The organism is Streptomyces sp. NPDC059897, assembly GCF_042730865.1.
GTDB lineage: Bacteria > Actinomycetota > Actinomycetes > Streptomycetales > Streptomycetaceae > Streptomyces.
On the sequence record NZ_JBHWKQ010000015.1, the window covers coordinates 46,805 to 60,305 of the forward strand.

General features: G+C 73.0%; 13 protein-coding genes. 7 read left to right on the forward strand and 6 right to left on the reverse strand.

The window, feature by feature from the left end:
* Window positions 1-20: 20 nt before the first annotated feature.
* From ACFV9W_RS18740 to ACFV9W_RS18755, 4 genes are all read left to right on the forward strand, one after another.
* Window positions 21-623: a TetR/AcrR family transcriptional regulator gene (locus tag ACFV9W_RS18740; protein ID WP_385762033.1), complete on the forward strand. Its 603-nt coding sequence runs from the start codon at window positions 21-23 to the stop codon at window positions 621-623.
* Between the two features lie 207 nt (window positions 624-830).
* The gene (locus ACFV9W_RS18745) at window positions 831-1,766 is read left to right on the forward strand and encodes a TauD/TfdA dioxygenase family protein (protein ID WP_385762036.1); all 936 of its coding nucleotides are present in this window, start codon (window positions 831-833) and stop codon (window positions 1,764-1,766) included.
* Window positions 1,763-3,061, forward strand: a complete 1,299-nt coding sequence (locus ACFV9W_RS18750) for an MFS transporter (RefSeq protein ID WP_385762039.1) — start codon at window positions 1,763-1,765, stop codon at window positions 3,059-3,061. Before ACFV9W_RS18745 ends, ACFV9W_RS18750 begins: the two co-directional genes overlap by 4 nt.
* Window positions 3,062-3,179: 118 nt before the next feature.
* Complete coding sequence (locus ACFV9W_RS18755) at window positions 3,180-4,895, forward strand: aldehyde dehydrogenase family protein (protein WP_385762041.1); 1,716 nt, start codon at window positions 3,180-3,182, stop codon at window positions 4,893-4,895.
* A gap of 131 nt (window positions 4,896-5,026) precedes the next feature.
* Here the strand turns inward: ACFV9W_RS18755 and ACFV9W_RS18760 are convergent, their stop codons facing one another.
* From ACFV9W_RS18760 to ACFV9W_RS18770, 3 genes are all read right to left on the reverse strand, one after another.
* Complete coding sequence (locus ACFV9W_RS18760) at window positions 5,027-5,329, reverse strand: SHOCT domain-containing protein (protein WP_385762043.1); 303 nt, start codon at window positions 5,327-5,329, stop codon at window positions 5,027-5,029.
* 54 nt (window positions 5,330-5,383) lie between these two features.
* The gene (locus tag ACFV9W_RS18765; protein ID WP_385762046.1) at window positions 5,384-5,824 is read right to left on the reverse strand and encodes a DUF6325 family protein; all 441 of its coding nucleotides are present in this window, start codon (window positions 5,822-5,824) and stop codon (window positions 5,384-5,386) included.
* Window positions 5,825-5,945: 121 nt separating this feature from the next.
* On the reverse strand, window positions 5,946-7,868 hold the full coding sequence (locus ACFV9W_RS18770) for an NAD-binding protein (protein ID WP_385762310.1): 1,923 nt from the start codon (window positions 7,866-7,868) through the stop codon (window positions 5,946-5,948).
* Between the two features lie 376 nt (window positions 7,869-8,244).
* Between ACFV9W_RS18770 and rsgA the strand changes: the two genes are divergently transcribed.
* From rsgA to ACFV9W_RS18785, 3 genes are all read left to right on the forward strand, one after another.
* Window positions 8,245-9,354, forward strand: a complete 1,110-nt coding sequence (rsgA, locus tag ACFV9W_RS18775) for a ribosome small subunit-dependent GTPase A (protein ID WP_385762049.1) — start codon at window positions 8,245-8,247, stop codon at window positions 9,352-9,354.
* Window positions 9,355-9,693: 339 nt separating this feature from the next.
* Window positions 9,694-11,076 carry an Ada metal-binding domain-containing protein gene (locus ACFV9W_RS18780; RefSeq protein WP_385762313.1) on the forward strand — a complete coding sequence of 461 codons (1,383 nt, stop codon included), beginning with the start codon at window positions 9,694-9,696 and terminating at the stop codon, window positions 11,074-11,076.
* Entirely contained in the window at window positions 11,073-11,579 is a 507-nt protein-coding gene (locus tag ACFV9W_RS18785) for a methylated-DNA--[protein]-cysteine S-methyltransferase (protein WP_385762052.1), read from the forward strand. Before ACFV9W_RS18780 ends, ACFV9W_RS18785 begins: the two co-directional genes overlap by 4 nt.
* A gap of 28 nt (window positions 11,580-11,607) precedes the next feature.
* Here ACFV9W_RS18785 and ACFV9W_RS18790 read toward each other — a convergent pair whose 3' ends face one another.
* The 3 genes from ACFV9W_RS18790 to ACFV9W_RS18800 form a co-directional block, all read right to left on the reverse strand.
* Window positions 11,608-12,279 carry a 4'-phosphopantetheinyl transferase family protein gene (locus ACFV9W_RS18790; protein WP_385762054.1) on the reverse strand — a complete coding sequence of 224 codons (672 nt, stop codon included), beginning with the start codon at window positions 12,277-12,279 and terminating at the stop codon, window positions 11,608-11,610.
* A 25-nt stretch (window positions 12,280-12,304) separates the two neighbouring features.
* Window positions 12,305-12,955 (reverse strand): DedA family protein, encoded by a 651-nt coding sequence (locus tag ACFV9W_RS18795; protein WP_385762057.1) that lies wholly within the window; start codon window positions 12,953-12,955, stop codon window positions 12,305-12,307.
* Between the two features lie 63 nt (window positions 12,956-13,018).
* Window positions 13,019-13,501, reverse strand: a complete 483-nt coding sequence (locus ACFV9W_RS18800) for a DUF456 domain-containing protein (protein WP_385762060.1) — start codon at window positions 13,499-13,501, stop codon at window positions 13,019-13,021.

A 13,501-nucleotide genomic window follows, 5' to 3' on the forward strand; every position in this document is an offset into this window, starting at 1 on the left:
CCCCGCTGTAGGGTCTCGGCATGGCCGATGAGCAGGTACAGCAAGCGCGCAGGGGGCCGGGTCGGCCGCGTCAGGAGCACGTCACCAGGGCCGTGCTCGAGGCCGTCGTGGAGCTGGTGGCGGAGGAGGGCATGGGCGCGCTGACCATGGACGCCGTGGCGACCCGCGCGGGCGTGAGCAAACCGGCCATGTACCGGCGCTGGCCCACCAAGCAGGACCTGATCATCGCCGCGGCCGAGTCCCGCGTCGGGGCGCTGACGGTGCCCGACATGGGCGACTTCCGGGCCGAACTGCGCGCCGTCCTCATGGAACGGGTGCGCGCCTACCGGCAGCCCGGCGTCGGCCGGCTGCTCGCCGGGGTGATCGCGGCGGCGGCCGAGGCGGGCGCGGGCCGCGAGGCGTTCCAGGCGTACGTGACGCGGGTGACCAGCGAGACCCGGCACCTGCTGGAGCGCGGCATCGAGCGCGGCGACGTGCGGCCGGACGTTCCGGTCGTCGACGTCACGACCCTCATCGCGTCGTCCCTCGTCTTCCGGCTCGTCGCCGAGCAGCGGGCGCCGGAGAAGGAGCTGGTCGATTCCGTGGTGGACCTGATCGGCAGGGCGGTCGACGTCCGCCCGTGAGGGGCGTGACGGCTCGCTGACCCTCGGTCATATCTCGTACGCGACGGGCAAGTTGGGGCCCGACGCGGCTTTTGTCCTGCCCGGACGGCGCCTGGCGGCCCCCGGGGAACTTTCCTGAAATCCATCGCCCCAGACCCCTTGCCCCGCCGCGATCCAATATCGATACTGCCGGTTACGTAATAGCGTTCGCTGTAGGGAGGACCCCCCATGCACGACGTCGCGACGGCCCCCGTCGAGGACCCCAAGCCGATCCTGGACAAGCCCCTCATGCGCTACGGGCGCCGCGTCCTGGACCGGCTCGCGCCGGGCGCGGAGCAGGTGGCCTACAAGCTCTTCGAGGTCGAGCCGCTCACCCCGCACTTCGGGGCCGTGCTCAGCGGCGTCGACCTGACGAAGCCGCTCACCGACGAGCTCGCCGACGAGCTGCGCGCGGCGCTCCTGGAGTGGAAGGTGATCTTCTTCAGGGGGCAGGCAGGATTCACCCCCGAGAACCACCTGGCCCTCTCGGCCGTCTGGGGCGAGCCGGAGCCCAACCCGTTCTTCCCGAAGACCGGCACCGTCGGCCTGTCCCGGCTCGCCAAGGACGCCAAGGCCGCGGGCAACAAGAACATCTGGCACAGCGACCACTCGTTCATGGTCAACCCCTCGCTCGGCGCCGTGCTCCGCGCCGTCGAGGTGCCCGCCGCGGGCGGCGACACCATGTGGTGCGACATGGGCGCCGCCTACGACAACCTCCCCGACGACCTCAAGGAGCGGATCGAGAACCTCACCGCGGTCCACGACTGGGAGGCCAGCTGGGGCGCGCTCATGAACGACGAGCAGAAGGCCGCCTTCCGCGCCGACTGGCCGCAGGTCGAGCACCCCGTCGTCGTGCGCCACCCGCGCAGCGGCCGCAAGACCCTGTACGTGAACGAGCCGTTCACCCGGTACATCAAGGGCCTGTCCGAGGAGGAGAACCGCGAGCTCCTCGACATCCTCGTCCTCCAGGCGCGCATCCCCGAGTTCCAGATCCGCTTCCACTGGGAGCCGGACTCGATCGCGATCTGGGACAACATCGCCGTCCAGCACTACGCGGTCAACGACTACTTCCCGGCCAAGCGCGTCATGGAGCGCATCGCCATCGCCGGCGTCCCCCTCTCGTGACCGCGGCACCGGCCCTGCCCCAGCAGCCCGCTGGGGACGTCGAGGCCACCCGTGGCAGCAGTGCCCGCGCATGGACGGTGACCGCGCTCCTCGTGGTCTTCATGATGGTCAACTTCGCGGACAAGTCCGTGCTCGGCCTCGCCGCCGACGAGATCCGCGCCGACCTGCACCTGAGCGCCACCCAGTTCGGGCTCGCCAACAGCGCGTTCTTCCTGCTCTTCTCCGTCGCCGCGATCGTCGTCGGGATGGCGGCGGACCGGGTGTCGCCGAAGCTGCTGCTCCTGGTGATGGCCGTGCTCTGGTCGGTGGCGCAGGTGCCCGCGGCCATCGGCGGCGGACTCGCCGTGCTCATCGGCTCACGGATCTTCCTGGGCGCAGCGGAGGGCCCGGCCTTCCCCGTCGCCCAGCAGGCCACGCTCTCCTGGTTCCCCAACGACAAGCGGAACCTGCCCGGCGCACTGATCACCATCGGCATCACCCTCGGCGTGATCGTCTCCGCGCCGAGCCTGTCCTGGGTGATCCAGCACCACGGCTGGCGCACGGCCCTGTGGGTCCTCGTCGCGATCGGTGCCGTCTGGGCCGCGCTGTGGGCGGTGTTCGGCGCCGACAGCCCGCGCCGCCGCGCCACGGAGGCGGCGCGGGGGACGGACGACGGGGCGCCCCCGGTCCCGTACCGGAAGATCTTCGCCAGCCGTACGTGGATCGGCACCACCCTCGCGTACTTCATGAGCTACTGGTCCGTGGCGCTGATGCTGGTGTGGATGCCCTCCTACCTGCGCAACGCGCTGGACTACTCGGCGGCCACCGCGGGCAAGCTGGTCGTTCTGCCCTGGGCCGTCGGCGCCGTCGTGCTGCTCGGGCAGGCCGCGCTCACCGGGCGGCTCATGCGGCGCGGCGTCGTCAGCCGGAAGGCCCGCGGCTGGGTCGGCGGGTTCATGCTCGCGATCGGCGCCGTGTGCTGCCTGCTGACGCCGTTCGCCGACTCGGTGCCCGCGCAGACCGTGCTCGTCGCCCTCGGCTTCGGCTTCAGCGGTTCGTACGCCACCGTGGCCGCGACCACCGTCGCCGAACTCGCCCCGCCCGCCCGCGGCGGCGGCGCGCTCGGCCTCATGAACGCCCTCGTCACGGTGTCCGGGCTGCTCGCGCCCGCCGCCGTCGGCGCCCTCGTCGACGCGCAGGGCGACGCCGGGTACCAGCACGCCGTCCTCGTGACCGGAGTCCTCGTCGCGGTCGGCGCCGTCCTCGCCTTCGCCCTGATCGACCCGGAACGCGACCGCGCCCGGTTGACGGGCTGAGCATCCGTCAAGCAGCCTGCCCTTACCGGCGGTTACCCCCGGATGACATGATCGTCGGACGAACACCCCCACTTTCCCAGCCCTCTTCACCCCCACCCGCGTTCCCAAGGAGTTGACCGTGAGCGCCGCAGCAGCACTCGACACCTCACCGCTGGACCAGGCCGTCCGCGACCTGCGCGAGCACGCACCGTCCTGGACCGCGACCCCGCTGGAGGAGCGGATCGCGCTCCTGGAGCGGACGCTCCCGCGGATCGCCGAGGGCGCCGCCGCGATGGTCGCCGACGCGTCCGAGGCCAAGGGCTACGCCGAGACCTCCGAGTGGGCCGCCGAGGACTGGATCACCGCGCCGTGGGCCCTCGCCCAGACGATCACCGCGTACCTGCACGTCCTGCGCCGCCTCGCCGCGGGCAAGGAGCCGCTCGACCCCAAGTCCGTGCGCAGCCACGAGGGCCGCACCGTCGTCGACGTCTTCCCCACCCTCACCTCCGACCGGCTGCTGCTCAACGGCTTCACCGCGCAGGTGTGGACGCTGCCCGGCACCACCCGCGAGCAGGTCCTGGCCCGCGCGGCGGGGGAGTACCGGGGCCGCCCGGGCGAGCCGGCCGTCTCCCTGGTGCTCGGCGCCGGCAACGTCGCGTCGATCACCCCGCTCGACATCCTCCAGAAGCTGTACGCGGAGGGCGAGGTCGTCATCGCCAAGATGAACCCCGTCAACGCCTACCTGCGCCCACACTTCGAGAAGGTCTTCGCCGAGTACGTGGACCGCGGCTGGGTCCGCTTCGTCGACGGCGGCGCCGCCGAGGGCGCGTACCTCACCGGGCACGAGGACATCGACACCATTCACGTCACCGGCAGCGAGCGCACCCACGACGCGATCGTGTGGGGCACCGACGAGCGGGCCGAGCAGCGCCGGGCGGCGGACACCCCGCTCAACGAGAAGCCGTTCACCAGCGAGCTCGGCGGCGTCAGCCCCTGCATCGTGACGCCGGGCCCGTGGAGCGACGCCGACTTCCGCTTCCAGGCCGAGCACATCGTCACCAGCAAGCTCAACAACTCCGGCCACAACTGCATCGCCACGCAGGTCCTCGTCGTGCCCCGCGAGTGGGACGGCACGGAGAAGCTCCTCACGGAGATCCGCAAGGTCCTGCGCGAGCTGCCGGCCCGCCCCGACTACTACCCGGGCGCCGCCGACCGCGTCGCCAAGGTCACGGACGCCCACCCGGCGGCGGAGAAGCTCGGCATCGACGACTCCTGCCGCGTCCTCGTCCCCGAGATCGAGGGCATGGACGACGTCCTGATCACGGACGAGGTGTTCGCGAGCACCCTCGGCGTGATCCGCCTCCCGGGCGCCGACGCGCCGCGCTTCCTCGCCGCCGCCACGGAGTTCGCCAACGACAAGCTCCCCGGCACCCTCGGCGCCACCCTCCTCGTCCACCCGAAGACGGAGCGCGCCCACGCCGGCGCGGTCGCCGACGCCGTCGCCGCGCTGCGCTACGGCACGCTGGGCGTCAACGTCTGGTCGGCCTTCGGCTTCCTGCTCGGCTACACGCCGTGGGGAGCCTACCCCGGCAACACGCGGGGCGACATCGGCAGCGGCATCGGCTTCGTGCACAACGCGTTCATGCTGGAGGACATCGAGAAGACGGTGGTCCGCGCCCCCTTCGCCCCGTCCCCGCGCGGCCTCTTCACCGGCTCGCCCTCGCTCTCCCCGCGCCCGCCGTTCTACGTCACGAACCGCACGGGTTTGACCACGATGAAGCGCCTCACGAACTACACGACATCCCCTTCGGCGACCAAGCTCCCGGCCATCTTCGCGTCGGCGCTGCGGGGCTGACCAGATCAAGCCCCGCCTTTCGGACGAGAGCCCGCGGGGTCCGGGGCAGAGCCCCGTGGCCTGCGGACGGTCGGCCGCAATAGAGACTCCGGCCGGTCCACCGTGTGGGGCGGTGGGCCGGCCGGTGCCACTCAACCGTTGAGGACGCGCGCCTTCTCGCGGGCGAATTCCTCATCCGTGAGCAACCCCTGCGCCTTCAACTCCGCAAGCGCCTGAAGCTGCGAAACCCGATCCGCCCCACCGGCGCCCGGCGCCGCCTGCGGCGTCATCGGCATCGGCGGAGCCATCTGCGCCTGCATGTCCATTTCACGACGCATGTCGCGATCCGCCATCCTGCGGTTCACCCGCCCCGAGACCGCGGACGCGGTCCCGGAGATGACCGCCGTGCGGGCGATGGTGCCAAGGAGTCCGGGCCGTCCGAATCGTTGCGGCATGCTGACCGTCCTCTTCGTTCTCTCGCGTCGATGTGTCGCTGTGTCGCTGTGTCGTCAGGCCGTGGCGAGGGCTTCGATGGCCTCGTCGACGGTCTCTCTCGGGATCCGCTCGAGCATCAGCACCTGGCCGTTCGAGTCGCGCACGGCCGTGCCGAGACGGGCGGCCCAGGTGTTCTCCCAGGCCAGGACGAGCGCGGAGGACGAGGCCGGAAGGTTGTCGGAGACCGTCTTCAGGTCCTCGTCGCTGAGCAGGTCGAAGCGCACGTCGGCCACCTGCTGGAACAGCTCGGTGACCTCGGGGTCGCCGAGCTCGACGACATCTACGGACCCGTCGGCCGCCTTGCGGATGAAGCACAGGTCGAGGATCCGTACGGTCCCGTCCTTCTGCAGGTCGCGCAACGCGGGCGCGACGTCGCCGCTGAACCGGTTGCCGTCGAAGGCGAGCACGGCGACGTCCACCGGGCCGACGGTGTCGGCGTTGAGGCCACTGGCCACGGGCGAGCACCTTCCCTAGGTTGCCTTATCCGAATAAAACGGACTAAACATCTGAAACGGATACTAGGGCGAGCGTACAGCGAGGGCGAGCCCGGCGGCCCCGGCCGCCGGACCCCCGGGATCATCGACGGGACATGCCGGCGGGCTGCGGGGACTGCGCGTCCAGGAGCTCGGCGAGGCCCTGGCGGGTGGCGGCGAGGACCACACGGTCGGTGGGACGCAGCACGTAGCCCGGATCCAGCTGCCAGACGGGGCCGGGCTCGGGCGCCGACTCGTCCTCCTCCGGGGCCGCTCCCGGGCCGGCCCGCCGCTCGCCGGGCGCGGTGGAGTCGACGGCGAGCACCCGCCAGGAACCGGCCCGGAACGACGCGGCGACCGTACGCCCCGCCAGGTCCGGGTGGTCCGCCACGTCCAGCGCGGCGAACAGCAGCACCCGGCGCTCGACCGGGATCGCGCCGAGCACCTGGCGGCCCATCATCGCCCCCGCGAAGGCGGGCGCCGCGAGGGTCGTGACGCTGCGGCTGCGGGTGAGGGCGAGCGGATGGGCGGCGCGCAGCGTGCGGTAGACGGCGGTGGCGAAGGCGTCGTCGTACAGGCGCAGGCTCACCTGCAGATCGGGCTTGACCGAGCGGGCGTACAGGGCGGCCTCGAGGTTGGTGGTGTCGAGGCTGGTGAGGGCGAGGAAGGCGCGCGAGCGGCTCACCTTGGCGGCTTCCAGGACGCCCTCGTCGCGTACGTCGCCGATGACGGTCGGCACCCGCAGGCGGCGGGCGAGCGGGATGCCGCGGGCCTCCGGGTTCTCCTCCACGCACACGACGGGGACGCCGAGTTCGTGCAGCCGCGCCAGGACCCGGGTGCCGATCTTGCCGAGGCCGAGCAGCACGATGTGCCCGGACAGGCCGCGTGGCGGGCGGCGCAGCGCGGACGCGGTGCGGAAGGTGCCCATCGCCTCCAGGACCGCGGCCATGAGCACCGGAAGCAGCAGCAACCCGGCGAATCCGGTGAGGAGTTGGATGATCTGCCGGGCGGCGGGCTCGCCGATCGCCGGCTCGTCGATGGCGAACAGGTCGAGCATCGTGAGATAGCCGGCCCGCAGCGGATTCGGTTCGGTCGTCGCCCAGGTGGCGAGCGCGAGACCGAGCACGCACACCACGAGCACCGCGAGCGTCCAGCGCACCCGGCGCGAGAACAGCGAGCCGAGCGGCAGCGTCCGCGCGGCGAGCCGCCGCGGCGGCAGCGCGGGCTCCGACGGTGTGACGGTGTCTAGGACGACGCTGCCGCGGCCGACCGCCGCGGCGATCTCCCGGTCGTCCGGCAGCAGTATCGGCTCCTCCTGGCCCGAGGTGTCCGAACCCTCCGTGTCCGAGGGGTCGTTGTTCGACGACGACAGGATCGCGAGCGTGCACAGGCCGGGGGTGCCCGGGGCCCGGCCCCGGCCGCGCGGGGCGCGCTCCACCGCGCGCAGCAGCAGCCCGTCGGCCTGCACCACCTTGCCGGTGCCCGCCACGGCGGTCGCGGCGAGCGCGGGCGCGGCCGTGTCGGCGTCGGACAGGATCGTGGTGGACGTGTCGAGGCCCTCCCCGATGAGGTCGGGACGGGCCAGCGCGGCGGCCTGGTCGAGGAGCTGGGCCAGGTGCTGGCCGAGCTTGCGGTCGAAGAGCCGGATCACGAGGCGCAGGCGGGGGTTGAGACGGCGGGCCGCGAGCGCGGCGCGGATATTGGTCTCGTCGTCGTCGTGCACCAGGGCCAGCGCGTCCGCCCGCGCCACCCCCGCCTCCGTCAACGTGTCCTCGCTGAGCACCGCGGCCTCCATGACGCGCGGCGCCTGACCGGCGAGCGAGTCGTCCCCGGCGGGCGCGAGCCGCCCCATCGCGGCCTGCACCCGGCTCAGCAGCGCGGCGGCCCGCATCCGGCCGCCGCCCTCCTGCGCGGGTTCCCCCGCGGTGCGCGTCGACGGTACGACGATGGTGACCTGGGCGCGGTACAGCTCGCGCAGTTCGGTGCCGAGCCGTTCGGCCAACGCGTCGTCGCCGCACACCACCATGTGGCGGGGCAGGGGCGTCTGTTGGGACGGCTCGGGCTCTTCGGGCTGCTGGGGCTGGTGGGGGAGTGACACCGTGTCATGGTGCGTGTTCGATGTGTGTGGCGTCCACCGACACCGGGGGTGACCACGTGAAAAACCGGTGGCGGGGGGATGGGGGCGGTGGTTATCGTCGTCGGTGTCGGGGCGGCCAGGGCCGCCGTGGAGTGTGCGCCGAGCGCGTGATCAAGGAGGTGTCGACCGATGGCTGTCGTCGAGACGGGCGTTGCCCGCATCCGGAAGTTCATCAAGTCCACCTCTGTGGCCACCGGCTGACCTCAACCTTTCTTCGCGTTCTGCGCGTTCTCTTCGCCGGGGCCACCCTTTGAAGGGTCACCCCTTGTCTTCTTCTGGTTCCATTTCTGGTTCCACCACTTCCGATCTCGACGCGTACGGCTGGGACGCTGACTGGGCGGACGCGTTCGCCTCCTTCGCCGAGCGCGGGCTCGTGCCGGGGCGGGTGCTGCGCGTCGACCGCGGGCGCTGCGACCTCGTCACACCGGAGGGGGTCGTGCACGCCGACACCGAGTACGTCGTGCCCCGCGACCCCATGAAGGTCATCTGCACCGGCGACTGGGCCGCTGTCGACCCGGCCGGCGCCGACCCCCGTTACGTACAGGCGTATCTGCCGCGCCGGACCGCCTTCGTGCGGTCCACGTCCTCCAAGCGGTCCGAGGGGCAGATCCTCGCCGCGAACGTCGACCACGCGATCATCGCGGTCTCCCTCGCGGCCGAGCTCGACCTCGGGCGGATCGAACGGTTCCTCGCCCTGGCGTGGGAATCGGGCGCGCAGCCGGTGGTCGTCCTCACCAAGGCCGACCTCGTGCCGGACCCGGTCGGCCTGTCGTACCTCGTCTCCGACGTCGAGACGACCGCGCCCGGCGTGCAGGTGCTGCCCGTCAGCGCGCTCGACGGGGCCGGTACGGAGGTGCTGCGGGCGGTCGTCGCCGACGGCACGTCCGTGCTGCTCGGGCAGTCCGGGGCCGGGAAGTCGACGCTGGCCAACGCGCTGATGGGGGTGGACGTGATGGACGTCCGGGCCGTCCGTGACATGGACGGCAAGGGGCGCCACACCACGACCACCCGCAACCTGTTCGCCCTGCCGGGCGGCGGCGTGCTCATCGACACGCCGGGGCTGCGCGGGGTCGGCCTGTACGACGCCGAGAGCGGCGTCGGGCAGGTCTTCGCGGAGATCGCGGCGCTGGCGGAGGACTGCCGGTTCCATGACTGCGCGCACACCGTCGAGCCGGGGTGCGCGGTGCTGGCCGCGCTGGAGGACGGGTCGCTGCACGAGCGCCGTCTCGACAGCTACCGCAAGCTGCTGCGGGAGAACGAGCGGCTCGCGGCGCGGACGGACGCGAGGTTGCGTTCCGATCTGCGGAAGGTGTGGAAGCAGCGGGGGGCCGAGGGCCGGGCCGCGGTGGAGGCCAAACGGGGTCGCCTCCGCTAACCGTCCGGCCGGTCCTGGTGCTGCGCGCCCCGACCGGGAGGCCCGCCCCGGGGTCGCGGCCTCGGGGCTCCGCCCCGGGCCCCGCGGGCTCTCGTCCGAAAGGCGGGGCTCAAATGATCCGGTCCCGCCTTGGGCAATCTGCCGCCTTGGGCGGCAGGGTGGGCAAGGCGGCCCCCGGTGCCGCGAAAGCAGGCCGGGTGGCCGCTGCCCCGGGGTTGCGGCCTCGGGGCTCCGCCCCGGACCCCGCGCCTCAATCGCCGGCGGGGCTTGAATTGCCACAGCCTCGGCGTCCGAAACCCGCCAGCTCGCGGAGCGGGCACACGGCACACTTAAAGCGTGATGACCGACGAAGACACGCGATACGAAGCCGTTCGGAGCCGCGACGCGCGGTTCGACGGGGAGTTCTTCTTCGCCGTCGAGACGACCGGGATCTACTGCCGGCCGAGCTGCCCCGCGGTCACCCCGAAGCGGCACAACGTCCGCTACTACGCCACCGCCGCCGCGGCCCAGGGCTCCGGATTCCGGGCCTGCCGCCGCTGCCGCCCCGACGCGGTGCCGGGCTCCGCGGACTGGAACGTGCGGGCCGACGTCGTGGGCCGCGCGATGCGGCTCATCGGCGACGGGATCGTCGACCGCGAGGGCGTCGGCGGGCTCGCCACCCGGCTCGGCTACAGCGCCCGCCAGGTGCAGCGCCAGCTTACCGCCGAACTGGGCGCGGGCCCGGTCGCACTCGCCCGCGCCCAGCGCGCCCACACCGCACGTGTCCTGCTCCAGACGACCCCGCTGCCGGTCACGGAGATCGCGTTCGCGGCCGGGTTCGCGAGCGTGCGGCAGTTCAACGACACGATCCGCGAGGTGTACGCCCGCACCCCCACCCAGTTGCGCGCCGAGGCGCCGGACAAGCGCCGCGCCATGGCCCCCGCCGCCGGCATCCCGCTGCGCCTCGCCCACCGCGGCGCCTACCGCTCCGGTCCCGTATTCGATCAGCTCGGCGCCGAACTCCTCGACGGAGTCGAGGAGTTGACCGGCAGGCCCGGAGCGCGCACCTTCCGGCGCGCACTGCGCCTCCCGTACGGAACCGGTCTCGTACGCGTCGACGAGATCACGCACCACCAGCCCGGCGCGCAGGCCGAGCACCGGGGCGGCTGGCTGGACGCGCGCCTCCAGCTGACCGATCTGCGCGATCTGACGACCTCCGTCGGCCGCCTGCGCCGCCTCTTCGACCTCGACGCCGATCCGTACGCCATCGACGAGCGGCTCGCCCTCGACCCGCGGCTCGCCCCACTGGTCGCCGCCCGGCCGGGGCTGCGCTCGCCGGGTGCCGCCGACCCCGACGAACTGGCGCTGCGCCTGGTCGCGGGGCCCGCCGAGGCCGCGCGGCTCGTCGAGCGGTACGGCAAGCGGCTCGACGCGCCCAGCGGCACCGTCGACCGGCTGTTCCCCGCACCGGACGACCTGTCCGAAGAGCCCGGCACGCTCGGCGCGCTCGCCCGCGCCCTGCACACCGGCGCGCTCCGTCTCGACCCGGGCGCCGACCGCGACGACGCCGAAGCGGCGCTGCGCGCCCTGCCCGGCATGGGTCCGCGCACCGCCGCCCTGATCCGGCTGCGCGCCCTGGGCGACCCGGACGTGAGCGTGCCCGAGGACTTCCCGACCGATGACGCGTGGCGCCCCTGGCGCTCGTACGCGCGTCAACACCTCATCGTAGAAGGACAGTTGTGACCACCGACCGCCGCACGGCCCACCCCACGACCTACACCACCCTGCCCAGTCCGCTCGGCGAACTGCTGCTCACCGTCGACCCCTCCGGCGCCCTCACTTCCCTCTCCGTCCCCGGACAGAAGGGTGGCCGGGTCGTCGGCGAGGGATGGGTGCGCGACCCCGCGCCGTTCGCCGAGGCGGAACGGCAGCTCGCCGCCTACTTCGCCGGTGAACTCAAGGACTTCGAGCTGGAGTTGAGGCCCGAGGGCACCGAGTTCCGCCGCCGGGTCTGGGACGCGCTCGACGACGTGCCCTACGGGGCCACCACCACGTACGGCGAAGTGGCGGCCCGCATCGGCGCCTCCCGCGCCGCCGTCCGGGCCGTGGGCGGCGCGATCGGCGCCAACCCGCTGCTCATCGTGCGCCCCTGCCACCGCGTGATCGGCGCGAACGGCTCGCTGACCGGATACGCGGCCGGCCTGGAGAAGAAGGTCGAGCTGCTGACGCTGGAGGGCTGCCTCTGACAGCGGTGCGCGGGAAACCCGGCCGCGTTCACGGGCCGAGCGCGACCGCCGCCGTGTACCCCTCCGGCACCGGTACGTCCCGCAGTGTCCAGCCGTCCGGGGTGCCGGGGGAGCCCGCGAGCGTACCGACGTAGTCGCGGTCGGTGCCGCGGGAGAGGCCCGTGCCGAGGCCCTTCAGGTAGGCCTCCTTGCGGACCCAGGCGCGGGCCACCGCGAGGCGGCGCTCCTCCGGGTCCGCGAGCGCCGCCAGCTCCGCGCGCTCGCGCGGGTGCAGCACCGCCGTCAGCTCCTCCGCGACCTTGGCCGACGGCAGCTCCTCCACATCGGCGCCGACCGGCGCGGGCGCCAGCGCCACCAGGGCCAGGTCGCCGCTGTGGGAGAGGGAGAAGTGCGGGCCGGGGGCGTCCGCGAGGGCCGGGCGGCCGTGCGGGCCGCCGCAGCCGGGGCAGGGCAGACGCGTGAACCGTACGTCGCCGGGGGCGCGGCCCAGCCGTTCGCCCAGGATGGCGCGGAGCGCGCGGTGCGCGGCGACGTAGCGCACCCGGTGCCGGTCGAAGTGGAAGGCGGCGGCGCGCCCCCTCTCGTCGGCGTCGAGGACATCGAGGGCATCGGGAAGCGCGTCCGCCGCGTTCCCGGCCGTCTCCACCAGCCACAGTCCGATCGCCCCCGCAGCGGACAGTTCCCGCATGCCGCCGTCCATGCCGTCCCCCTCCACCAGTTCGTTCCTACGCGTCGTGCTTCGCGCGGCTCCGCAGACGCACGATCACATACGCCACGAGTGCGAGCACCGCCGCCCCGAGCACCACCTTCGAGAGCACCCCGACGTACTGCTCCACGAGATCCCACTGGTCGCCCAGCCAGTACCCGGCCAGGACCAGCGCCGCGTTCCAGACCAGCGAGCCGACCGCGGTGAGCGCGAGGAACACCGGGAGGCGCATCCGCTCCACGCCCGCCGGGATCGAGATGAGGCTGCGGAAGATCGGCACCATTCTGCCGAGCAGCACCGCCTTCGTGCCGTGCCGCTGGAACCAGGCCTCCGTGCGCTCCAGGTCGGACACCTTCACCAGCGGCATCCGGCCCCACAGCGCGTACATCCGCTCACGGCCGATGGCCCGGCCGACCCAGTACAGGACCGCCGCGCCGGCCACCGAGCCGAGCGTCGTCCAGGCGATCGCCGAGACGAGCGTGATCGAGCCCATGCTCGCGGCGAAGCCGGTCAGCGGCAGGATCACCTCGCTGGGCAGCGGCGGGAACAGGTTCTCCAGGGCGATCAGGAACCCGGCGCCGGGGCCGCCGAGCGTGCCGATGAGGTCGGCGGCCCAGCCGGCCAGTCCGCCGGTGGGTTCGGCCGTGGCGGCCTGGGTCAGGGAATGCATACGAGGCGTGTCTCCAGCGTGTGGGCGGTCCCCCGATAGTAATGGTTCGGCAAAGTCCGCCGCTCAGCCCCATATCACCGCACCCAGCCACGCCCCCACGATCAGCAGGCACGCGAACAGCTCCACCAGCACGTTCGAGCCGCCGGCCCGCATGGCGATGCGCGTCGACGCGAGGGCGTCGCCGTGGCTCCCGAGGCGCAGCCGCTCCGATACGTAGATCCCGGCCATGAACCCCGGCACCGCCCCGATCACCGGCACGACGCAGAACCCGATGACCGCGCCCGCGCCCGCCCAGAACTCCAGGCTGCGGGTCGCCCCCGCCTGCCGGAGGCGGCGCGGTGGCAGTTGCCAGCGCAGTACCTGGGAGGCCAGCAGGACGACGGTGGCGCCGACGAGGACGCCCCAGGCCAGGCCGGTGGGCTCGCGCAGCGCCCACACGGCGACCGCGGCCCACACGAGCCACGATCCGGGTACGCCCGGCACCAGCACCCCGCACAGGCCCAGCGCCATCACGGCACCGACCAGGAGGAGTTCCCACGCTCCCAT

Bases quoted from the DNA above. Each gene is read 5' to 3' on its own strand.
- ACFV9W_RS18760 (WP_385762043.1), bottom strand. From the start codon at position 5,329: ATGCCGCAACGATTCGGACGGCCCGGACTCCTTGGCACCATCGCCCGC.
- ACFV9W_RS18790 (WP_385762054.1), bottom strand. From the start codon at position 12,279: ATGGACGGCGGCATGCGGGAACTGTCCGCTGCGGGGGCGATCGGACTG.
- ACFV9W_RS18795 (WP_385762057.1), bottom strand. From the start codon at position 12,955: ATGCATTCCCTGACCCAGGCCGCCACGGCCGAACCCACCGGCGGACTG.
- ACFV9W_RS18745 (WP_385762036.1), top strand. From the start codon at position 831: ATGCACGACGTCGCGACGGCCCCCGTCGAGGACCCCAAGCCGATCCTG.
- ACFV9W_RS18780 (WP_385762313.1), top strand. From the start codon at position 9,694: ATGACCGACGAAGACACGCGATACGAAGCCGTTCGGAGCCGCGACGCG.
- ACFV9W_RS18800 (WP_385762060.1), bottom strand. From the start codon at position 13,501: ATGGGAGCGTGGGAACTCCTCCTGGTCGGTGCCGTGATGGCGCTGGGC.
- ACFV9W_RS18740 (WP_385762033.1), top strand. From the start codon at position 21: ATGGCCGATGAGCAGGTACAGCAAGCGCGCAGGGGGCCGGGTCGGCCG.
- ACFV9W_RS18770 (WP_385762310.1), bottom strand. From the start codon at position 7,868: ATGGTGGTGTGCGGCGACGACGCGTTGGCCGAACGGCTCGGCACCGAA.